This is a genomic window from Natronomonas marina, assembly GCF_024298905.1.
Taxonomy (GTDB): domain Archaea; phylum Halobacteriota; class Halobacteria; order Halobacteriales; family Haloarculaceae; genus Natronomonas; species Natronomonas marina.
This window is the reverse complement of record NZ_CP101154.1, coordinates 3,770,303-3,790,055: the sequence shown is the minus strand read 5'-3', so window position 1 is coordinate 3,790,055 and position 19,753 is coordinate 3,770,303. Positions and strand designations below refer to the sequence as shown.

Below are 19,753 nucleotides of genomic sequence, written 5' to 3'. Positions count from 1 at the left end.
CGCCTACGCTATCCCCAGCGTGCGCGTGCTCCCGTCGTCGAACTGGAGGGTGACGACGACGACGGCGTCCTCGTCGCTCGGGTCGACGAACTCCTCGACGCCGAGGTTGCCGCTCCCGCCGAACTCCCGCAGTACGACCCCGACTTCGCCCTGGAACGTCACCCGCGGTTCGGACCCGTCGAAGGTCGTCCCGCGGTCGACGAACGGTCGCCCGGCGAGGTCCCCGCGGGTCTGGACCGAGAAGTCCGTGACGGTCACCGCCTCGGTCGCCCGCAGGTCGAACGTTATCTCCCGGCCGCGGTCGCGGCCCGGGACGTTCCCGCTGTCGACCGACTCCTCGACGCCGGCGACGGCGTCGGCGCTGGTTCCCGGCGGCGGTCCCGGGCCTGGACCCGGGGGCGGACCGGTGCCGGGGTCGAGGTCGACAACGCGGACGTCGAAGTCGACGGTCCGCTGTTCGGCGCCGTCGCCGAAGCGGGCGGTGACGGTCACGGACTGACTCTCCGCGACGTCGTCGGGCGCGCGATAGACGAAGACGGCCCGGCCGTCCGGCCCGCTCGTCGGCCGCACCCGGTCGACCTCGCCCGGGCCGTCGGCGACCGACGCGGCCACGGGGACGCCGCTGACCGGGTTGTCGAACCGGTCGCGCGCCTCGACGGCGAGCCGCTGGCGGCCGGACTCGGGGACCGCCGTCGCGTTGCCCTCGACGTCGGTGAGGTAGGTCGCCGGTTCGCGGTCGGAGCCGTCCAGCGCCACCTCGCCGAGGTGGAGGTCGTAACTGCCGGGCGAGAGCGTCAGCGTCAACTCGCCGCAGGGGGCGGGTGGCTCGTCGGCACAGTCGATGCCGGTGACGTTGCCGCCGTTGGCCGCGAGTTCGGCCTCGAGAAGCCGCGTCCAGGTGTCGTTGCGGAGCCCCGTCGGGACGGTCAGGGTCACCGGCCCCGTGTCGTTGCGTACCGTCACGACCCGGACCGGCGCGCTCTCGGGTTCGGCGTTCACGCCGACGGTGCCGGCCCGCGACGCCGAGTACTCGCCGTCGATGGCGACCAGCGAGATGCGCCGGCCGTCGACCAGGTCCGTCCCCGTCAGCGGGACGCTCGCGTCGTCCTGGCGGTTGTAGACGACCCACGGCTCGTACACCGTCGTCGGGGCGTCGCCGTACTCGTTGTAGGCGGGGCTGTAGACGACGGTCCGCGTGGGAATCCGCCGGGTCGTGCCGTCCCAGTAGTCGCCCGTCTCGCCCGGCGCCCGCGCGTTCGCTATCGTCGCGTTCCGGGGGTCGGTCGTCCGGAGGCGGCCGCTGACCGGCGGTGGGTTGACGAACACGAGTCGCGGCGGATACCGGAGGCCGACCGCCACCGGCGTCGTCTCGCCGGTCCCGATTGCGGCGACCCGGTCGACCGTCGTCTCGAGTTCGACGAGGTCCGTCTGGAGGTCCTGGTTGTGCTGGAACTCCTGTTGGGCGTTCAGCGCCGGGATGGCCGTCGTCTGGAGGACCGAAAGCAGCAGCATCGCCACCGCGAGCATCAGCACCGCGCCGACGACGGGGGAGACGCCCCGGGCGTCGGCGCGGAGCGAGCGACCGGCGTCGCCCGCCGGCGAGTCGGTCGACCGAGTGCCGTCGTTTCCTGGCATCTCAAAACACCGTGAAGACGACGAGCGTCAGGATGACGAGCCCGATGCCATACTTGAGGCCGCTGTAGAGGCTGTTCTCGGCCAGCTTCCCCGCCAGCACGCCGCTGCCGAACCCCTGGACGAGCGCGGAGTGAAAGAGGAGGACCCGGAGCCGGTCGACGGGCACGTCCCCGAGGCTGATCGGGCCGGCGTCGGTGGCGCCCTCGGTCCGGACCGCCTCGATGGGCTCGAGGAAGTTCGCCGCCAGCAGGAGCACGACCAGCAGGTAGACGAGGAAGCCGACGACGACGATGACGAGGTACGACTGCAGCGTCTGTCGGCGCTCCCGGCGGAGGCGAGCGCGTTCGGCGGTGTCCGTCGCCGCGACCCCCAAAACGACGTGCAGGTCGCTCGTCGCGCGGCTCCCCTCGGCGACGAGGTTGACCGTCCGCGTCAGGGTCGGGGAGACGAGCCGGTCGCCGAACGCCTCGAAAGCGGCCGGGAGGTCTGCGTTCCACTCGATGTCGTTGCGGAGCTTCCGGAGCTCCTCGCCGAGCCGGCCCGACGTCGATTCGGTGACGATGTCCAGCCCGCGGGTCAGCGAGAGGCCGCGCCGGTTGCTCGCGGCCAGCAGCTGCAACAGGTCCGGGAACCGCCGCCGGAACGCCAGTTCCTGCCGGCGCCGCCGCTCGTAGACCACCGCGACGGGGGTCGTGGCGACGAGCAGCGGCGCGGCCGCCAGCACGGTCGTGACCGCGACGGGACGCGACAGCAGCGCCGGCAGCGTCGGGGAGACGACCCCCATCAGGACGCCGACGACCGGAACGGCGACGGCGACGGGGACCGAGAACACGAGCGCGCGCCAGGGGTCCTCGCGGATCCGCGTGACCTGCGCCCGGAGCCGGTTTCGGAGGCCCGTCAGCTGCTTGCTCCGCTGGTGGGACTGCCACCAGTCGGGAGCCGCCTCGGCCGTCGGCGGTGCGGGCGCCGCGTCGACGCTGGAGAACGACACGGGCCGCTCCTTGTACGGCTCGCTGACGACGTCGACGAACACGCCGAAGGCGACGAGTGCGAGCGGGACGATCAGGTAGACGAGCGCCGCCATGACGGTGAACGTCTCGACGCCGAGGAAGCTGATGACCAGGAGGACGACCAGCACGAACAGCGGGGCGGCGACGAGCCCGACGACGAAGATCTCGCTCAGAAGCTCCAGCCGCTCGATGAACGCCTCCTGCTGCTCGACGGCGGTGTCGAGCTGGGTGTCGATCTCCTCCCGGAGGAACGCCGAGAGGTCACCGCCGGTCTCCAGTATCGTCATGATGTCGTCGGTGAGTCGCCGGAGTTCCGCGCTCGGCGTGACCGACCGGAGGTTCTCCAGGCCGGTGTAGACGTTGTTGCCGAACATCTCCACGTCGCGGACCACCCGGTCGAACTCCTGGCCGACGGCGCCGTAGGTCTCCTTGGAGTCGGCCAGCCGGACGAGTATCCGGTCGAAGCTGACGCCCGCCCGCGACAGGGCGTACATGAACGTGACCGCATAGGGGAGATTGTAGTTGATGTTGCGGCGGCGTTGTGCGATTCGTCGCCGGAGCAGGAGGACGCGCCGCCAGGCCCAGTAGGCGCCGGCCCCCAGCAGGCCGGCGGCCGCCGACAGCACCGCCACGACCGCCGCAAGCGTCGTGACCGGGACGCCAGCACCGCGCAGCACCGCCGGCAGGACGCCGTACTGCGCCGCCCCCAGCAGGATACCGGCGGCGACGAGACCGACGAGGACGCCGGCGACCGCAATGTAGCACATCCTCGCGACCATCGAGGCGAGGTACTGGTCGTAGGTCCGTCGCATCCACGCCTGCGTGAGCCGGCGCTGGAACTCCGTGTAGGCCCCCTCGCGCTGCTTGAACCACGTCCGGACGGGCCCGTAGTGGTCCCTGAGGTCCGCCCGCTCGAGGGTCCGGAGGGCGGAACTCCGCTGGCCGGGGCGCTGGAACATCTCCTCGGGGTTCCGCTCGGCCTCCGGGGTCCCGCCGTAGGCTTCCCCGAAGGCCTCCTCGTCGAGCGTCACGTCGCGCCCGATGTCGCCGCCGGGATCGGTTCCGGGAGTCGGCGCCTCGTCGCCCGCGTCGCCGGTGGCCGCCTCCCCGGTCCCGGCGTCGGCCGGCGTCGACCGCTCGCCACCGCCGTCGTGCTCGTCCGCCATGGGTTACTCGCCCACCGGATACGAGAGTTCCGCCGGGTCGAGGCTGTCCTCCCGGATCCGTCGCACGACCGTCTCCGGGCGCCGGTGGAAGGTCCGGATGACGCGCCCGACGTCGTCGTGGTGGTTGATGTTCTCGCGGCGGAGGTAGCGCAGCACCTCCCGGCGGAGCGACAGTTCCCGCCGGAGGCGGTCGTCGTCCCAGCCGCGCTCGTACTTGATCTCGTCGAGCAGCAGCGACTCCCCCCGCTGTTCGAAGGCGTCGGTCGCCGGGTCGCGGGCGAAAACGTCCCGCGTCCGGACACCGTCGCCGTCCCGCCGGGGCGTGAGTTCGACCAGTTTGTGGTTCCGGCGAACCCGACCCTCCTCGGTGCGGACCTGCCGCTGGATCGAGATGACGTCGAGGCTGCCGATCATCTGTCCGGGGATGTTGAGCGGCTCGTTCTCGAGGCGGCGCATCGCGCTGTCGGCGGAGTCGGCGTGGAACGTCGTGTACGCCGTGTGGCCCGTCGAGATGGCCTGGAAGAACGTGAAGGCGACCTGGGGGTTGGCCCGTATCTCGCCGACCAGCAGGTACTCGGGGCGCTGTCGGAGCGCCGACTCCAGCAGGTCGAACATCGTAATCTCGCCCTGTCCCTCCGCCGTCGAGGACTCCCGCGTCACGTTCCGCACCCAGTTCTGGTGGGGGAGCCGCACCTCCGGGGTGTCCTCGATGGAGACGATCTTGTTGCCCGGCGGGATGAAGTACGAGATGGCGTTCAGACTCGTCGTCTTCCCGGAGCCGGTGCCGCCGGCGAACATCACCGACATTCCGTTCTCGACGAGCAGCCAGAGATAGGCCATCTGGTCGAGGCTGAACGTACCGAACTCGACGAGGTCGGTCGGCGTGAAGGGGTCCTCGGAGAACCGTCGGATGGTGAACGTCGACCCGCGGAGGCTGACGTCGGTCCCCAGCGTGAACTGCGCGCGCGAGCCGTCCGGGAGGCTCGCGTCGAGCAACGGGTCGGCGGCCGTCACGGACTTGCCGGCCCGCTGGGCGAGCCGCGTGACGAACGCGTCCAGTCGCTCCTCCGTGAACGTCAGGTTCGTCTCCAGATCCCGGTAGCCGCCGTGATAGACGTACAGCGGGACGCCCGCGCCGTCACAGGAGATGTCCTCGATCTCGGGGTCCTGCATCAGCGGATCGATCTTCCCGTACCGGACGAAGTCACGCCGGAGATAGTACACCACCCGCAGCAGCGTCGCCGACGGCACGGCCGCGGCGTGCTCGTCGAGGACGCGACCGATCTCCTCGTCGAACACGTCCCGGCGCTGTTCGTCGGCGCCGACGTCGCGGTGCATCAGGTCCTGCCGGAGCGTCCGCACCAGGTCCTCGCGGACGTACTCCTCGAACTCCGTCAGTCGGGGGTCGACGACGTGGTATCGGTACTCGTTCTCCGCCGGGTCGTAGATGATGGACGTGTACGAGTAGGGACGCCGCGACCAGTGCCACGAGACCGTCTCGTAGGTGTCGAGGTAGTCGAAGTCGAACCACCCCTCCCGGACCGTCTCGGGGTCGGGCGCCGACAGCCCCAGGTCGGCGGGATCGTAGGCCCTCTCGAAGTACGCCTCCACGTCGTCCAGAACGGTCCGCTGGACCTCCTGTCGCGGCGTCGTCGAGACGTCGCCCCGACCGCTCCGGAGGACGGCATCCATCGCTCGTTCCGCCACCGCCTCGTCGACCTCCTCGAGGACGAACCGCTCGCCCCCCTCGGCCCCCTCCTGGGTCGGGTCCTCCTCGCTCATGCTGTGGGGATGTCCCTACTGGAGAGGCCGCACGTAAAAAAGCCCGATTCCGGGGCCAGCGCCGGTGGGGACGGCGGCCCCATCGTCACGCCACCCGCTCGGCTTCGAGCGTGATTTCGGGGGCGTTCACGGCCCGGGAGACCGGACAGCCGACCTTCGCCGCGTGGGCCATCTCCCGAAACCGCTCGTCGTCGATGCCCTCGACCGTCGCCTCGGTTTCGAGGTCGATACGGGTGATGGTCGGTCCCTTCTCGTCGTCCATCTCGATGTGGCAGTCGGCCGTCGTGTGCACCCGGTCGGGTTCGTGGCCTGCCCCCTCCAGGCGGTTGGCCAGCGCCAGCGAGTAACAGCCCGCGTGGCCGGCCGCCAGCAGTTCCTCGGGGTTGCTCTTTTTCGGCTCGTCGGCCTCGAACCGGGACCGGAAGGTGTAGCGGCCCTGCCAGGCGCCGCTGCCGAGTTCCAGTTCGCCGTCGCCGTCGTGGACGCCGCCGCGCCAGGTCGCCTCGGAGCTCCTGACAGGCATAAATGTTCTATCAGAAACAACACGCCAGGGGTATTCAACCTTCGGGGCCGACCGCGCCACGGCAGGTCGTCTTTTCAGGCCGGTGGTCGAAGGGGCAATCATGGAGCCCGTCGTCGTCCTCACGGTGGGACTCGCCGTCGCCGCGGTCGTCGTCGCCGCACTCCACCAGTGGATCCTCGACTCGCCGCTCCTCGAACTCGGCGAGGTCGCGTGGTTCCCCGCGTCGGGCGAACTCTCGGCGGCGCGGGCACTCGCCAGGGGCGCGGTCGGGGCGGTCCTCCCGACGGCCGCCACGGTCGTCGCCGCGCTGCTCGTCCTGACGGCACCCTTCGCCGTGTGGGTGTGGGGCGTGGTCGGCCTGCTCGCGGCGACCGTCACCCTCTCGCCTCTCCTCGCGGTGTATCGCTACGAGGCCCGGCCGCCGACACCCGAGGAGGCGGCGGTCGTCGAGACCCTTCCCGCCCTGACGTGCGAGGTAGTGGTCGTCACCGACACGACGGACGGCCCGGTGAACGGCTACGCCATCGGCGGCCCGTTCCGGGACGTGATCGGCGTCAGCGAGTTCGCACTCGAGTACCTCCCGGCCCCGCAGGTGGCCGCGCTGCTCGCCCACGAGGCCTGCCACCACGGGGAGCGACACGTCCTGCTCCGGGGCGGCGTCAGCGTGGCCGTCCTGGGAGCGGGTGCGGCGGTCGTGACGGCGCTCTTCGACGCGCTCGTCCCGGCGGCGGCCGCGGCCCTCCTCGCGGCCGTCGCCGTCGAGCGCCTCGTCGCCTACCGGACCATGCGACGTCTCGAGTTCCGGGCCGACGCCGTCGCCGCACGCCGCACGTCGGTCGATGCGATCGTTTCGCTTCTGACCGCGCTGGACGACGCCGCCGGCACCGACCAGGCGCGGGTCCACCCGGTGTTGCGACTGTTCTCGACGCACCCCACCTACGCCGCCCGCATCGCACGGCTCCGGCGCCGGACGCCGGACGAGGGGGAGGGCGCGCCGACGCCGGGGTGAGAGTGGAGGCGCTGCTCGAGGGTTCGAACGTCGGAAGAAGTAGTCCCGGGAGGATTCGAACCTCCGTTGTGGGCCCCAGAAGCCCACGTGATTGGCCACTACACTACGGGACTGCCTGCGGAGGAACGAACGCCGCGATGCTATTTATGATTGTCGTGTTCGCCCGACCCCTCGACGCCGCTCGACGGCGCGGGCGGTTCGAAGTGTTCCCGACGGTGACAGTTCGCACAGAGCACGCGACACCGAGCCATCTCTGATTCGACGTCCGCTTTCGGACGCCCGTCGGCGACCATGCGCGCGATACTGGCGTTCTTGTCCTCAGTGACGTGGTGGAAGTCGAGTACCGCGGGGTCGTCCTCGTCACATCGCTCACAACCGCCACTCGACTGCTTCCGCTCGTGAACCCAGCGGCGGAGCGCCTCCGTCGGCGGAGTGTGGTGTTCTCGTCGATGGCAGTTCGCACAGAGGACGTCGCAGTTGGCCATCTCGTCGGCGAGGGAATCCCTTCCGTGACCGTACGTGACCATCGTCCCGACGTCCATCGTCTTCCCCGCGTCCTCGCGGTGGTGGAAGTCGAGCACCGCGGGGTCGGATCGCCCACAGTGCGCACAGCCCCGTTCCTCCTTTCTCTCGTTGACCCAGCGTCTGAGCCTCGCCCGGCGGCGAAGCGTCCGCTCGGTGTTGTGCTCCCGGTTGCGGTAGTGCCACCGCTGGTCGACCGACAGTTCCGCCCACGACCGGCCGTCCGGGAGCTCCACGTCGCCGGGCTTCGGCCCGACCCGCGTGCCGGTCGAGGGGTTCGTCTCCAGTCCCGCCGCCTCCTTGGCCGCGTTCCAGCCGCCCAGTTGCCGTATTATCGTCGCCGATGCCGGCTGCAACCCGAGTTCCTCGTACGCCGCTTTCGTCGGCGACTCGCCGAGTCGTTCGGCGGCCTCCCGGAGCGCGTCGAGACACTCGGCCTCCGACGTCGCCATACGGTCGCTTCCCGCGGCATCGTACAAAAGGCCGGCCACGGAGTGAAAGTGCCGCGTGGCGTCGGCCCCTCGACGCGGGACGAACCGACACCGACATACCGCCGCCGCGGGCATCCACGGGTATGTACGTCGGTCGATTCATCGTCGTCGCACCGGACCGGGCCGCCTACCGGGTCTCCTCGCGGTCGTTCCCGAACCGGCAGGTCGTCGACCGCGACGGGACGCTCACCGTCGCGCCGACCGCCGACGCCCCGGCGACGGACAACCCCTACATCTCGTACAACTGCCTGCGGACGACCGCCGACGGCGAGGCGGCCGTCGTGGGCAACGGCACCCAGGTCGACCCCATCGTCGAGAAACTGGAGGCGGGCTATCCGGCCAGGGACGCGCTGGCGGAGACGCTGCTCGCGCTGGACTACGAGAAGGACGACTACGACACGCCCCGCATCGCGGGCGTCGTCGGCGCCGAGAGCTACGTCGGCATCGTCCGCCGGGACGCCCTCCTCGTCCACGCCGTCGAGGAACCGACGCTCGTGGCCACCTACGAGAAGGACCGACCGGAAGCGGTCGACCTCGAGACCACCGACCCCGCCGAGATGGCTCGGGAACTCTACGAGTTCGACCTCGAACACCCGGTGTGTGCGGCCGCCGTCGCCGAGACTGACGACGGCTTCACGACCGACTTCTACAACGGGCCCCAAGCGTAAGGGGGTGCGGCGCCTACCGTACGCCGATGTCCGACATCGACATCGACCTGGAGGAGGCGCTGGGCGGCGGCGACGCGAGGATGAAGACGAAGCTCCCGGGGCTGGAGGTGACGACCCAGCTGGCCGAGGCCGACCCCGAAGAACTGGAGCGGCTCCACCGCGCACAGCTGACGTTCGCCCTCGAACACGCCGAGGACGCCAAGGAAGCCTCCCGGATGTGAGCCCGCCGTCGGCAATGGCGGCCACGCCAGCATGACGAGCGCGGGGGACCGCCAGCCCTTAGCCGAGGCCGTCCCAAGACCCGACGCATGCTAGTGGGCGTCATCTCCGACATCCACGCCAACCGGGTCGCCCTCGAGGCGGTGCTCTCGGACATGCCGGACATCGACGCCGTGGTCTGTGCCGGCGACGTGGTCGGCTACAACCCCTGGCCGGCCGACTGCGTGGACGAACTCCGCGACCGCGAGGTGCCGACGATTATGGGCAACCACGACCGCGCGGTCGTGACGGGGACCGGGTTCGCCGGTAACGGCATGGCCGACGCCGGCGTCGAACACGCCCGCGAGGAACTCGACGAGGCACGAATCGAGTGGCTCGCCGACCTGCCCGACGAGCGGCGCTGCTTCGACGGCCGGATGAAGGTCGTCCACGGCCACCCCGACGACCCGAACCGCTACACGTACCCGGCGCTGTTCGCCGAGCGCCTGCTGGAGGGCGAGGACGTCCTCGTGATGGGCCACACCCACGTCCAGGCCCACGAGCGGTTCGACGACGGCGTCGTGATGAACCCGGGATCAGTGGGCCAGCCCCGCGACGACGACCCGCGGGCGGCCTACGCCGTCGTCGACCTCGACGCCCTGACGGTCGAGGAACGGCGCGTCGAGTACGATGTCGAGCGCGTGGTCGAGGCCGTCGAGGCGGCCGGCCTGCCGCGGGACACCGGCCAGCGGCTGAAAAAGGGCCGATAGCTAGTCCGCGGCCCCGAGCGGGCCCCGCGGCGACAGCGACGCCGAGAAGTGCCGCAACTCGGGCGTCGCCGGTTCGCTCGTGAGTTCCATGCCCGGAACCGCCTCCCGCCGGTCGTAGACGGCGGCGACGGTGTCGGCGACGTGCTCGAGGTGTTCCAGCCCGTAGGTCCGCCGCGGCAGCGCGAGCCGGACGAGTTCCGGCCGGTCCGTCCCCGGGAAGGCGAAGCTCCCGAGTTCGACGCCGCGGACCGCCCCCTCGAGGTAGCACTCACAGACCAGCGCCTGCCCGGGGAAGGCCTCGTCGTCGATTTGCGGCAGGAACCGCCCGGCGTCGACGTAGACGGCGTGGCCGCCGAACGGCTGGTAGACGGGGACGCCAGCCGCGACGAGCCGGCGACCGAGTTCGGCGACCCCCTCCAGGCGGTCGGTGACGTAGCGGCGCTGGACCGCCTCCCGGAGGCCGACCGCCATCGCTTCCAGGTCCCGGCCCGCCAGCCCGCCGTAGGTCGGGAACCCCTCGTAGAGGATGGCCCGCTCCTTGCACCGTTCGAAGAGGCCCTCGTCCCGGCAGGCGACGAAGCCGCCGACGTTCGTCAGGGCGTCCTTCTTGCCGCTCATCGTCACCGCGTCGGCGTACGAGAGCTGTTCGCGGGCGATATCGGCAATTTCGGCGTCGGCGAACTCGTCTTCGCGGGCGCCGACGAAGGCGGCGTTCTCGGCGAACCGGCAGGCGTCGATAACGAAGGTGGCGTCTATCTCGTCGGCGAACGCCGCGACGCGGCGGGTGTTCTCGACGCTGACCGGCTGGCCCGCCATCGAGTTGTTCGTGATGGTCAGCAGAATCACCGGAACGTTCTCGGCGCCGGCCTCGTCGACGACCGACCGGAGCCGGTCGAGGTTCATGTTGCCCTTGAACGGGTGGTCGGCGTCGGGGTCCAGGCCGACCGAGAGCGGGCAGTCGGCCGGCTCGGCGCCCTGGTTTGCGACGTGGGCCCGCGTCGTGTCGAAGTGGGTGTTGTTGGGGACCACATCGCCATCGTCGAGCAGCGCGCCGAAGAGGACGTTCTCGGCGCCGCGGCCCTGGTGGGTCGGTACTACTCGCTCGAAGCCCATCACCGCCTCGACGGCGTCGCGGAACCGCTCGAAGGACCGGCTGCCGGCGTAGGACTCGTCGCCGCGGTGCAGCGCCGCCCACTGGTCGTGGCTCATCGCGCCGGTGCCGCTGTCGGTCAGGAGGTCGACGTAGACGTCCTCGGCGTCGAGGCCAAAGACGTTGTAGCCGGCGGCCTCCAGTGCCGCCCGCCGCTCGTCGGCGTCGGGCAGCCGGACCGGCTCGACGACCTTCGCCTTGTAGTTGCGCACGTCCGGGCAACCGCCGTCCGCCGGCAAAAAACTCGGTGCGGGCGTCGGTACACGAACGGACGACTCTGTCGGTCGGTAGCCGGGACTGGAGGCGGCAGGCCGTTTCAGCGGAAGACCGACTGCGCCCGGAGACGCGACGTGCGAATCAATCGCTCGCCTCGGTCTCCTGGCTGTATGCCCAGTAGAGGAACAGTCCGACGAACGACAGTCCAGCGACGCCGGCGAGGAGGTCCGATACGAATCGTGGAAGCGAGAGAACCGTCGCCGCTCCCGCGATGCCGTACGCGAGCAACGCGGCGACACCAACCATCGTGAACGTGAGTTCCGACCGGGAGAGTCGGTCGGCGTAGTACCCGTATCCGCCGAGACCGGCCACCACCACGCCGAAGACGACGGCCACGAACTGGAGTTGGGGGCTTCCGAGCCAACTCATGGCGGGCCATCGTTACGGATAACTGGAAAGTGTTCCGTTCACTTCGACCGACCCGGAGTTCCGTCAGAACATCCGCGAGCGACCGCAGGGAGCGAGCGGTGAACCGGCCGGGAACGTGCGAACGGCGAGCGCGAGGTGCGAGCCGTGAGCGGTGAGCAGCCGGGACGGTAGTTTTTCCCCACGTTTTTGCGACTTGTGCGGGACCGAAGGTCCCGCTCACCGCGCGAACGGCGACGTAGTCGCCGTGAGCAGAGTAGTGGTTCCGCGCCCACGGCGCGGAACCCGAAGGAGTAAAAAGTGGGTTTCAGACCGCGTCCTGCATGATATCCAGGGCCTCCTCGCGGTCCTCCCAGTCGACGAAGACGGCGACGGAGGTGGCGCTGGTGATGAGGTCGTAGATGGTGATGTGGGCCTCGGAGATGGGCGCGATGATGTCCTGGAGGACGCCGGACTGGTTGGGCAGTTGGCCGCCCGTCACGCGGATGACGGCGACGTTGTCGTCGACGGTGACGCTGGAGAGGGGTTCGGCGTCGATGACGGCCTGGTGGAGGACGTTCTCGGCGTGTTCGGCGACCTCCTCGTCGATGTAGAACGTGACGGAGTCCATGCCGCTGGAGACGGCGTCGACGTTGATGTCGGAGTCGGACAGCGCCACGGAGAGTTCCGAGAGGATGCCGGGCGTGTTCCGGATGGCACGGCCGGCGACGGTGATGCAGGCCAGCGGCGTCTCCCGGAGGTCGATGAGGTTCTCGAACTGGCCCTCGATGGTGGTGCCGCCCTCCAGCAGATCGCCGTGCTGGTAGTGGGCGACGCGGACGACCATGTCGCCGGTCTTGTACGACAGCGCCGACGGCGCGACGACTTCGGCGCCGCGGAAGGAGAGGTTGCGGAGTTCGTCGACGGTGATCTCGCCGACGTTGCGCGCGCCCTCGACGACGCGTGGATCGCCCGTCATCACGCCCTCGACGTCGGTGATGATGACGACCTCGTCGGCCTCCATGTAGTTGCCCATCATGAGGGCGGTGGTGTCGGATCCGCCGCGGCCGAGCGTGGTCACGTTGCCGGCGTGGTCCTGGGCGACGAAGCCGCTGATGACGGGAACGTAGCCGCTGGCCGCCATGTCGGCGGCGAGTTGCTTGGCGCGGCGGCGCGTCTCCTCGACGTCGACCTCGCCGTGCTCGTCGGTGATGACGGGCCACTCGTCCATGCCGGGTTCGACGAACTTCGCGTCGACGCCGCGAGCGCCCAGCGCGGCCTTCAGCATCCGGACCGAGGTGCGTTCGCCCATCGAGACGATCTCGGCCTCGTCGGCCTCGTCGGCCTCGAAGGTGATGGCGTCGAGCAGGAAGTCCGTCGTCGAACCCATGGCAGAGGCGACGACGGCGACCTCGTGGCCCGCCTCGACGGCCTCGGTGATGGAGTCGGCCGCCCGGTTGACGCGGTCGCCGTTGCCGAGGCTCGTTCCCCCGAACTTGGCGACTACGCGCATGCTCTCACCCGCTGTACGGTGTACTCTCTCATACCCGCGGGTAGCCAGTCGCGGGAGATAATCCTGTTCATCTCTGGAAGGTTTGCCAACGGCCTGCCTTCCGGCGATTATTGCAGCACGAGGTCGCGGGCGGTCCGGGAACGTCCCCGACACGTCCGGGGAAACCCGGTGCCGCGACGGGGAAGTTTAATCCGGCTGAGTGCGATATGGGATGACATGGAGATACGGGACGCCGTCGAGGCGGACGCCGAGCGGCTCGCGGCGCTGACCGGCGCGCCCGCCGACGTCATGCGGAACCTGGTCCACGACCGGACGGTCCGGGTGGCGGACGACGGCGGAGTCGAGGGGTTCGTCAGCTACGACGCCACCGACCGGACCGTCCATGTGACCCAACTCGAGGGCGACCCAAAGCTGTGCGAGCGACTGCTCGAGGAGCCGACCCGCTTCGCCAGCCAGGAGGGTATGGACGTCGAGTTGCTGGTCCCGGAGGGCGACGAGGCGACCCGGGAGGCCATCGAGGCCAGCGACTTCGACGAGTACGGCCCCGGGCCCCGCTTCGACGGCACGCAGACGACGCGCTACCGGTGGGAGCCGCCGGAGTGATCAGAGCCGGCGGTCGATGACCGCCTTCGCCTCCGTGGCGGCCTGCTTCCAGCCGTAGCCCTCCTCGTAGACGTGCCTCTTCGAGTCGACCAGTTCCTCCGGCGTCGACTCCTCGAAGCCGCCGCGGGCCCACGTCCCCGACGCCTCCAGCCACTCGACGGTGTTCTCGTGGGCCTCCTCCCAGGAGAGCCCCACCATCTCGTAGAACGCCAGCATTGCGAACACCGAGTGGTCGTGGGCACCGGGGACGCTGCCCTTCTCGTAGATGGTCTTCAGCGGCTCGAAGGTCGGCTGGGCGACCCGCTCTTTGAACTCCTCGGGGTCGAGCAGGCGGAGGTGGCCGTCCTCCTCGACGACCCGCTGGTCGCTTCGGAGCCGCGACAGCACCGCGGCGTGCAGGCCGCTCCAGCGGCCGGGGGCGTCCTCCCGGAGGGCCTCCTCGTCGTCGAAGGTCCGCACCGAGAGCGCCGACAGCAGGTCCGTGTAGGCCTTCTCGACGTCGACCCGGTCGACGCCCTCGAACTCACAGCCCGGATCGTGGAGGTTGCTCGTCGTCCGACAGCCCGGACAGCGGTACCTGAGGCGCACGGCTGTTCGTTCGGTGAGCGGCCGCGAGTATAGGCGTGTCGACTGCGAGCCCGGGCGGTTGGTTCCGTCCGCACAGCGTACGACAAAAATCATGTTCGAGCGTCGCCTCGGGACCGGTATGGCCACACTCCGGAGTCCGAGTCGAGAGCCCGCGTCGGTGCTCGAAGCCCTCCTGTTGGGCCTCGTCGCCGGCCTCGTACTCGTCGACGTGGCGCTGCTCGCCGGTGCGCCGACCGTGCTGCCCGCGGAATCGGTCCGACTCCTGCTCGCCGTCGGCGCCTTCGGCGTGCCGGTGCTCGGGGCGGTACTCGGCGTCGTCGATGCGCGACGCTACGCGGTCGGCGCCGTCGTCTCGATGCCGCTGGTCGTCCTGTACGCCTACACGAGCCTGCTGCTCCCGTGGACGCAGCTCTCGTACTACGCGGGTCAGGTCGGACTCGAACTGTTCCTCGGCGTGCCGGTCGTCGGCGAACCGATGGCACTCGCGCTGTTCGGCGGCTTCACGCTCTCGGAGGCGACGCCGCGGGCCGCCTTCCGGTATCACTACGCCGTCGTCGGACTCGGCGTCGTCGGGACGCTCGCCGTCGCTGTCTCCCTGTTCCGTCGTCGTTCCGCTCGAACGGCGCAGTCCCCCGGCGGGTAGTTCGCCCACGGTCCACCGCGGGACGGGCCTCGGGGTCGGTGCGTTTATCGGCGCCGCCGCGATACCGGTGGGTATGGAGCGGCTCCACGCCCGGTACCCATTCCTCGAGGCCTCCAGGGAGGCCGTCGAGGCTGCCGACGTCGACCTCGCGTCGCTCGTCGCCGAGGGCGGCCCGGCCGTCGAGCGCGGCCGCGAGCGGGTCCAGCGGGCGCTGCTGGAGGGGACCACCGACGCCGCGGAGCCGCGGGCCTACAGCGACCGCGCGGAACTGCTCTCGTACCCGATTGCGCGCGTCCTCGTGTCCCTGCTGGACGTGCCCGGCGCCGTCGAAAAGTACGCCGCGGCCGAGGCGGCAACCGCCCGCGAGCGGTTCGTCGACGACTTCGAGAGCGACATCGAACTGAAGAGCGCCGGTGACGAGCGGCTCACCCTCGATGGCCTGCTCTCGGACTTCGGGCTGTCGGGCGGGGTGACGCCGGTCGGCGACGGCCGGTTCGACGTCGTCGTCACCGCCTACCTGCGGCTCGCGGGGTCGCTGGACGGCGACGAGTGGCGGCTCGTCACCCGGCCGCTGGCCGACGGGACGGTCCCCGTCGACCGCCCGGAGCTGTACACGATGCTCCGGGAGGCGGTCCGGCGTCGCGTCGCCGAGGGGCTACCGCTGTCGGTCCCCGACGCCGTCGCCGACCCTCTCTCGGCGGAACTGACCGCGATCCGCCGCAGCGTCGCCGACATCGACCCGCCGACGTCGTTCGAGACGGCAGCGCCCGGCCTCTTTCCGCCCTGTATGCGGGCGCTCCTGTCGCGGGCCCGCGACGGCGAGACGCTGCCCTCCCACTCCCGGTTCGCGCTCGTGTCATTCCTCGTGGCCGCCGGTCTTGATGCCGAGGAGGTCACCGAACTGTGCGACGTCTCCGGGGCGGCCGCCGACGCCGTCGAATCGCAGGTCGGGCGACTCCGCGACGAGGACGGCGCCGTCGCCGCGCCGCCATCGTGTGCCGTGATGGTCGAGTACGGCGACTGCGTGAACAAGGACGACCTCTGTGAGACGATCCCGCACCCGCTGTCGTACTACGAGCGGAACCTGGAACGGACCCCCGACGACCGGATCGCGGACTGGCGCGCTCAGTGACGGCGCGACAGGCCGAGGCCGATGAGCGACATGAAGACGATGAAGAAGCCGACGGCACCGACGAGCGCGAGGCCGCCGTCGGCGGAGAGCCCGCTGTCGTTGTAGGTGAGACCGATCCCGATGATGATCGCGGCGAGCGTCCCGACGCCGACGAACGCGACCGCGGCTTCGACGGCGGCATCCCGGTCCATGCTCGCCCCTGCGATTGTAGCCGGGAAAAGGGCTTCGAAGCCGCGCTCCGCGTCGCCGACGGGTCGGGCGGCGTCCGTCGGGGGCGCCGCACCGGGGTTCCGTCGATGTCGGTCCCGCTACGCCGCACCCGAGACCCCCACCAAGGAACGGTCACGATCGGAACACGGGAGCGCCTTATTTCACCACCGTATACGAAGCCGGTTTATATCACTGCGGCATACGTTCGACCACACGGGGAGACAGCGACATTTCACGGATGATCGAACTGGAACGGAAGCTCTTTCGCCGGGCGGTCGAGGCCGCTGGCCACTCGATATACTTCACCGACGCGAACGGCGTCATCGAGTACGTCAACCCGGCCTTCGAGGAGACGACGGGCTACACCGCCGAGGAGGCGATCGGCAAGACGCCGCGTATCCTGAAATCCGGCGAACACGACCGGGCGTTCTACGAGGAACTCTGGGAGACGATACTGAGCGGCGAGGTCTGGCGGAACGAACTCGTAAACGAGCGGAAGTCCGGCGAACAGTACGTCGTCGACCAGACCATCGCGCCGGTGACCGACGAGACGGGGGAGGTGTCGCACTTCGTCGCCATCAACGTCGACGTGACCGACCGCCGCACCTACGAACGGCATCTCGAACGACAAAACGAGCGGCTCGACGACTTCGGCTCGATCCTCAGCCACGACGTCAAGAACCTGCTGACGGTCGCCGAAGGCAACGTCGACCTCGCCAGGGAGACCGGCGACCTCTCGTATCTGGACCGCGTCGACGACGCCCACTCGCGGATGCGCGAACTGGCCGAGGAACTGCTCGCGCTCGCCCGGGCGGGCGAAACCGTCGAGGAACGCGAGCGGGTCGCCCTCGACGCCGTGATAGCGGACGCGTGGTCGACGACCGCGACGCCGGAGGCGACCCTGCAGATCGAGACCGGCGGCGTGGCGGTTCGTGCCGACGAGGACCGACTGCTGCAGGTCTTCGAGAACCTGTTCCGAAATGCCGTCGAACACGGCGACTCCAACGTGACGATCCGCGTCGGCGTCGAGGACGGCCGCCTGTACGTTGCCGACGACGGACCGGGGATCGCCCCGGAAGAGCGGGGCAAGGTGTTCGAGAAGGGGTACACCACGAGCGAGGAGGGAACCGGATACGGCCTCACGCTCGTCGAGAACGTCGTCGAAGCCCACGGATGGGACGTCGACGTGACCGAAAGCGAGACCGGCGGCGCCCGCTTCGAGATCGCGGGCCCGACCTTCGAGGAGTAGCGCTGCCGACAGCTACCGGGGGGTGAGTCCAGAGGTGAAACGGAGGTTGGAGACGTTAGAACGGTCCGCAGCGTCCGAAAAGTAGTGAAACGTCGAGCGACTCATTAGCGTTCAGCCCCTACGTTTCGACTGGAATGACGCACCCCGAACACACGGCCGCGTCATCGGACTCGTCCCGTCGGCGCCCGCTGGCGCCCGACACCCGACTGCTCGAGGACCGGTCGGCCCGGGCCTGGACCGAGGCGATGGCCGTCCGTCCGCTCGGCCGCGGCCGCTACGCCGTCGACAGCGCCTCCGGCGCGACGTACGTGGTCTCGCTGCCGCGGAGCGACTGCACCTGCCCGGACCACGAGATTCGCGGCGAGCGCTGCAAGCACCTCCGCCGGGTCGCCATCGAGGTGACCGAGGGCCGCGTCCCGCCGCCCGGAAAGCGCCGGGGCGACTGTGCGATCTGTGGCCGCGAGTCGTTCGTCCCCGAGGAGGGCCCCGCCGTCTGTGGGGACTGCTGGCTGGAGCGCGGCGACTTCGCCACCGACCGCGAGACGGGCGACACCGTCGTCGTTTACCGGCTGACCGGCGAGCGGGCCGACGAGCGGTTCATCGAGGCCGCCGACTGTACGGTCGCCGACTACCCCGCCAACGACGGCTACCCGGCCGACGACCCGGTCGTCGAGGTCGTCTACCCCTTCGACGGCGACGCCGACCTCGACGAGCGGCGGCGCTACGCGTTCCCCTACTCTCGGCTCGCGGTCCGCGACCAGGCGCTCGTCGAGTGAACCCGTCACCCGAACGGCAATTCCTGCGAGTTTTTAACCCCGGCGGGCGAGGGGTCACCAACGAATGGTCGTTGGAGACATCGCAACCGGGACGGAGGTACTGGTCATCGGCGCCGGGCCGGGCGGCTACGTCGCCGCGATCCGCGGCGGACAGCTCGGGCTGGACGTGACGCTGGTCGAGAAGGACGCCTACGGCGGCACCTGTCTGAACGACGGGTGCATCCCGTCGAAGGCGCTTATCCACGGGACGGGGCTGGCCCACGAGGCGGGCAACGCCGAGGAGATGGGCGTCCACGCCGACCCCGCCGTCGACATGCAGGGACTCGTCGACTGGAAGGACGGCGTCGTCGACCAGTTGACCGGCGGCGTCGAGAAGCTCTGCAAGGCCAACGGCGTCAATCTCGTGCCCGGCCGCGCGGAGTTCGCCGACGAGAACACCGCCCGCGTCGCCCACGGCGGCGAGGGCCAGGGCAGCGAGTCCATCGAGTTCGAACACGCCGTTGTCGCAACGGGCAGCCGCCCCATCGAGGTTCCCGGCCTGGAGTTCGACGGCGAGCGGATTCTGGACTCCGCCGACGCCCTCGCCCTGGAGTCGGTCCCCGACTCGATGCTCGTGGTCGGCGGCGGCTACATCGGCATGGAGCTGTCGACGGTGTACGCGAAACTCGGCACCGACGTCACGGTCGTCGAGATGCTCGACGACATCCTCCCCGCCTACGAGGACGACGTAACGCGGGTCGTCCGCGAGCGGGCGAAGTCGCTCGGCATCGACTTCCACTTCGGCGAGACCGCCACCGGCTGGGAGGAGGCCACCGGCGAGGCGGTCGTCACGACCGAGACCGAGGACGGCGACACCCGCGAACACGTCGCCGAGAAGGTGCTCGTCGCGGTCGGCCGGGAGGCCGTCACCGACTCGCTCGGCCTGGAGAACGTCGGTCTCGAACCGAACGACGACGGCACGCTCGACACCGACCACCAGGCCCGCACCGACGTCGAGAACGTCTTCGCCGTCGGCGACGTTGCCGGCGAGCCCATGCTCGCACACAAGGCGTACAAGGAGGGTCACGTCGCCGTCGAGGTCATCGACGGCCAGCCGGCCGCGCTGGACTACCAGGCCGTCCCCGCGGCGGTGTTCACCGACCCCGAAATCGGGACCGTCGGCATGACCGAAGCGGACGCCGAGGAGGCCGGCTTCGACCCCGTCGTCGGGCAGATGCCGTTCCAGGCCTCCGGGCGCGCGCTCACGCTCGGCGAGGACGACGGCTTCGTCCGCATCGTCGCCGACGCCGACACCGAGTTCGTCCTCGGCGCCCAGATAGTCGGCCCGGAGGCCGCCGAACTCGTCGCCGAGGTCGGACTGGCAATCGAGATGGGCGCCCAACTCGAGGACGTCGCCGCGACCATCCACACGCATCCGACGCTGTCGGAGGCCGTCGGGGAGGCGGCCGCCAACGCCCGCGGCGAGGCGGTCCACACGCTGAACCGCTGAACCCG

20 protein-coding genes and 1 tRNA gene are annotated in these 19,753 nt (G+C 70.1%); 10 read left to right on the top strand and 11 right to left on the bottom strand.

The window, feature by feature from the left end; genetic code table 11:
* Positions 1-3: 3 nt before the first annotated feature.
* From NLF94_RS19780 to NLF94_RS19765, 4 genes are all read right to left on the bottom strand, one after another.
* Entirely contained in the window at positions 4-1,635 is a 1,632-nt protein-coding gene (locus tag NLF94_RS19780) for a type IV pilin domain-containing protein (protein ID WP_254839361.1), read from the bottom strand.
* A 1-nt stretch (position 1,636) separates the two neighbouring features.
* A complete protein-coding gene (locus NLF94_RS19775) occupies positions 1,637-3,811 on the bottom strand; it encodes a type II secretion system F family protein (RefSeq protein WP_254839360.1) in 2,175 nt (724 codons plus the stop codon).
* Positions 3,812-3,814: 3 nt separating this feature from the next.
* Positions 3,815-5,593, bottom strand: a complete 1,779-nt coding sequence (locus NLF94_RS19770; protein WP_254839359.1) for a type II/IV secretion system ATPase subunit — start codon at positions 5,591-5,593, stop codon at positions 3,815-3,817.
* 85 nt (positions 5,594-5,678) lie between these two features.
* Positions 5,679-6,116 (bottom strand): OsmC family peroxiredoxin, encoded by a 438-nt coding sequence (locus NLF94_RS19765; protein WP_254839358.1) that lies wholly within the window; start codon positions 6,114-6,116, stop codon positions 5,679-5,681.
* Positions 6,117-6,216: 100 nt separating this feature from the next.
* Here NLF94_RS19765 and NLF94_RS19760 point away from each other — a divergent pair, with 100 nt between their 5' ends.
* A complete protein-coding gene (locus tag NLF94_RS19760; RefSeq protein WP_254839357.1) occupies positions 6,217-7,125 on the top strand; it encodes a M48 family metalloprotease in 909 nt (302 codons plus the stop codon).
* A 40-nt stretch (positions 7,126-7,165) separates the two neighbouring features.
* On the opposite strand, the gene NLF94_RS19755 is transcribed toward NLF94_RS19760, so the two are convergent.
* Positions 7,166-7,238, bottom strand: a tRNA-Gln gene (locus NLF94_RS19755).
* A gap of 27 nt (positions 7,239-7,265) precedes the next feature.
* Positions 7,266-8,099, bottom strand: coding sequence for a homing endonuclease associated repeat-containing protein (locus NLF94_RS19750; protein ID WP_254839356.1), 834 nt, complete (start codon positions 8,097-8,099; stop codon positions 7,266-7,268).
* Between the two features lie 122 nt (positions 8,100-8,221).
* On the opposite strand from NLF94_RS19750, the gene NLF94_RS19745 reads away from it, so the two are divergent.
* The 3 genes from NLF94_RS19745 to NLF94_RS19735 all read left to right on the top strand — a co-directional run bounded on the left by NLF94_RS19745 (position 8,222) and on the right by NLF94_RS19735 (position 9,774).
* Positions 8,222-8,806 carry an IMP cyclohydrolase gene (locus NLF94_RS19745; RefSeq protein ID WP_254839355.1) on the top strand — a complete coding sequence of 195 codons (585 nt, stop codon included), beginning with the start codon at positions 8,222-8,224 and terminating at the stop codon, positions 8,804-8,806.
* Positions 8,807-8,832: 26 nt separating this feature from the next.
* The gene (locus NLF94_RS19740; protein WP_254839354.1) at positions 8,833-9,027 is read left to right on the top strand and encodes a hypothetical protein; all 195 of its coding nucleotides are present in this window, start codon (positions 8,833-8,835) and stop codon (positions 9,025-9,027) included.
* 87 nt (positions 9,028-9,114) lie between these two features.
* On the top strand, positions 9,115-9,774 hold the full coding sequence (locus NLF94_RS19735; RefSeq protein ID WP_254839353.1) for a metallophosphoesterase family protein: 660 nt from the start codon (positions 9,115-9,117) through the stop codon (positions 9,772-9,774).
* Here NLF94_RS19735 and NLF94_RS19730 read toward each other — a convergent pair whose 3' ends face one another.
* From NLF94_RS19730 to NLF94_RS19720, 3 genes are all read right to left on the bottom strand, one after another.
* Positions 9,775-11,136: a tryptophanase gene (locus NLF94_RS19730; RefSeq protein ID WP_254839352.1), complete on the bottom strand. Its 1,362-nt coding sequence runs from the start codon at positions 11,134-11,136 to the stop codon at positions 9,775-9,777.
* Between the two features lie 145 nt (positions 11,137-11,281).
* Positions 11,282-11,569 (bottom strand): hypothetical protein, encoded by a 288-nt coding sequence (locus NLF94_RS19725; protein ID WP_254839351.1) that lies wholly within the window; start codon positions 11,567-11,569, stop codon positions 11,282-11,284.
* A 304-nt stretch (positions 11,570-11,873) separates the two neighbouring features.
* Complete coding sequence (locus tag NLF94_RS19720; RefSeq protein WP_254839350.1) at positions 11,874-13,058, bottom strand: aspartate kinase; 1,185 nt, start codon at positions 13,056-13,058, stop codon at positions 11,874-11,876.
* A gap of 216 nt (positions 13,059-13,274) precedes the next feature.
* On the opposite strand from NLF94_RS19720, the gene NLF94_RS19715 reads away from it, so the two are divergent.
* Positions 13,275-13,661 (top strand): hypothetical protein, encoded by a 387-nt coding sequence (locus NLF94_RS19715; protein WP_254839349.1) that lies wholly within the window; start codon positions 13,275-13,277, stop codon positions 13,659-13,661.
* Here NLF94_RS19715 and NLF94_RS19710 read toward each other — a convergent pair whose 3' ends face one another.
* Complete coding sequence (locus NLF94_RS19710) at positions 13,662-14,249, bottom strand: DUF7474 family protein (protein ID WP_254839348.1); 588 nt, start codon at positions 14,247-14,249, stop codon at positions 13,662-13,664. It lies immediately after the preceding gene.
* 118 nt (positions 14,250-14,367) lie between these two features.
* On the opposite strand from NLF94_RS19710, the gene NLF94_RS19705 reads away from it, so the two are divergent.
* Both NLF94_RS19705 and priL read left to right on the top strand, forming a co-directional pair.
* Entirely contained in the window at positions 14,368-14,892 is a 525-nt protein-coding gene (locus NLF94_RS19705; RefSeq protein ID WP_254839347.1) for a cytochrome b N-terminal domain-containing protein, read from the top strand.
* A gap of 73 nt (positions 14,893-14,965) precedes the next feature.
* Positions 14,966-16,024, top strand: coding sequence for a DNA primase regulatory subunit PriL (gene priL, locus NLF94_RS19700; RefSeq protein WP_254839346.1), 1,059 nt, complete (start codon positions 14,966-14,968; stop codon positions 16,022-16,024).
* Here the strand turns inward: priL and NLF94_RS19695 are convergent.
* Entirely contained in the window at positions 16,018-16,215 is a 198-nt protein-coding gene (locus NLF94_RS19695) for a DUF7472 family protein (RefSeq protein WP_254839345.1), read from the bottom strand. The genes priL and NLF94_RS19695 overlap by 7 nt on opposite strands.
* A gap of 257 nt (positions 16,216-16,472) precedes the next feature.
* Between NLF94_RS19695 and NLF94_RS19690 the strand changes: the two genes are divergently transcribed.
* From NLF94_RS19690 to lpdA, 3 genes are all read left to right on the top strand, one after another.
* A complete protein-coding gene (locus NLF94_RS19690; RefSeq protein WP_254839344.1) occupies positions 16,473-17,483 on the top strand; it encodes a two-component system sensor histidine kinase NtrB in 1,011 nt (336 codons plus the stop codon).
* A gap of 134 nt (positions 17,484-17,617) precedes the next feature.
* Positions 17,618-18,259 carry an SWIM zinc finger family protein gene (locus NLF94_RS19685; RefSeq protein ID WP_254839343.1) on the top strand — a complete coding sequence of 214 codons (642 nt, stop codon included), beginning with the start codon at positions 17,618-17,620 and terminating at the stop codon, positions 18,257-18,259.
* Positions 18,260-18,323: 64 nt separating this feature from the next.
* Positions 18,324-19,748 (top strand): dihydrolipoyl dehydrogenase, encoded by a 1,425-nt coding sequence (gene lpdA / locus NLF94_RS19680; protein WP_254839342.1) that lies wholly within the window; start codon positions 18,324-18,326, stop codon positions 19,746-19,748.
* The last annotated feature ends 5 nt before the right edge of the window (positions 19,749-19,753 follow it).

What these genes read in the sequence shown, in the direction of transcription:
- NLF94_RS19780 (WP_254839361.1), bottom strand. Translation starts at nt 1,635, where the DNA reads ATGCCAGGAAACGACGGCACTCGGTCGACCGACTCGCCGGCGGGCGAC.
- NLF94_RS19775 (WP_254839360.1), bottom strand. Translation starts at nt 3,811, where the DNA reads ATGGCGGACGAGCACGACGGCGGTGGCGAGCGGTCGACGCCGGCCGAC.
- NLF94_RS19770 (WP_254839359.1), bottom strand. Translation starts at nt 5,593, where the DNA reads ATGAGCGAGGAGGACCCGACCCAGGAGGGGGCCGAGGGGGGCGAGCGG.
- NLF94_RS19765 (WP_254839358.1), bottom strand. Translation starts at nt 6,116, where the DNA reads ATGCCTGTCAGGAGCTCCGAGGCGACCTGGCGCGGCGGCGTCCACGAC.
- NLF94_RS19760 (WP_254839357.1), top strand. Translation starts at nt 6,217, where the DNA reads ATGGAGCCCGTCGTCGTCCTCACGGTGGGACTCGCCGTCGCCGCGGTC.
- NLF94_RS19750 (WP_254839356.1), bottom strand. Translation starts at nt 8,099, where the DNA reads ATGGCGACGTCGGAGGCCGAGTGTCTCGACGCGCTCCGGGAGGCCGCC.
- NLF94_RS19745 (WP_254839355.1), top strand. Translation starts at nt 8,222, where the DNA reads ATGTACGTCGGTCGATTCATCGTCGTCGCACCGGACCGGGCCGCCTAC.
- NLF94_RS19740 (WP_254839354.1), top strand. Translation starts at nt 8,833, where the DNA reads ATGTCCGACATCGACATCGACCTGGAGGAGGCGCTGGGCGGCGGCGAC.
- NLF94_RS19735 (WP_254839353.1), top strand. Translation starts at nt 9,115, where the DNA reads ATGCTAGTGGGCGTCATCTCCGACATCCACGCCAACCGGGTCGCCCTC.
- NLF94_RS19725 (WP_254839351.1), bottom strand. Translation starts at nt 11,569, where the DNA reads ATGAGTTGGCTCGGAAGCCCCCAACTCCAGTTCGTGGCCGTCGTCTTC.
- NLF94_RS19720 (WP_254839350.1), bottom strand. Translation starts at nt 13,058, where the DNA reads ATGCGCGTAGTCGCCAAGTTCGGGGGAACGAGCCTCGGCAACGGCGAC.
- NLF94_RS19715 (WP_254839349.1), top strand. Translation starts at nt 13,275, where the DNA reads ATGGAGATACGGGACGCCGTCGAGGCGGACGCCGAGCGGCTCGCGGCG.
- NLF94_RS19705 (WP_254839347.1), top strand. Translation starts at nt 14,368, where the DNA reads ATGGCCACACTCCGGAGTCCGAGTCGAGAGCCCGCGTCGGTGCTCGAA.
- priL (WP_254839346.1), top strand. Translation starts at nt 14,966, where the DNA reads ATGGAGCGGCTCCACGCCCGGTACCCATTCCTCGAGGCCTCCAGGGAG.
- NLF94_RS19695 (WP_254839345.1), bottom strand. Translation starts at nt 16,215, where the DNA reads ATGGACCGGGATGCCGCCGTCGAAGCCGCGGTCGCGTTCGTCGGCGTC.
- NLF94_RS19690 (WP_254839344.1), top strand. Translation starts at nt 16,473, where the DNA reads ATGATCGAACTGGAACGGAAGCTCTTTCGCCGGGCGGTCGAGGCCGCT.
- NLF94_RS19685 (WP_254839343.1), top strand. Translation starts at nt 17,618, where the DNA reads ATGACGCACCCCGAACACACGGCCGCGTCATCGGACTCGTCCCGTCGG.
- lpdA (WP_254839342.1), top strand. Translation starts at nt 18,324, where the DNA reads ATGGTCGTTGGAGACATCGCAACCGGGACGGAGGTACTGGTCATCGGC.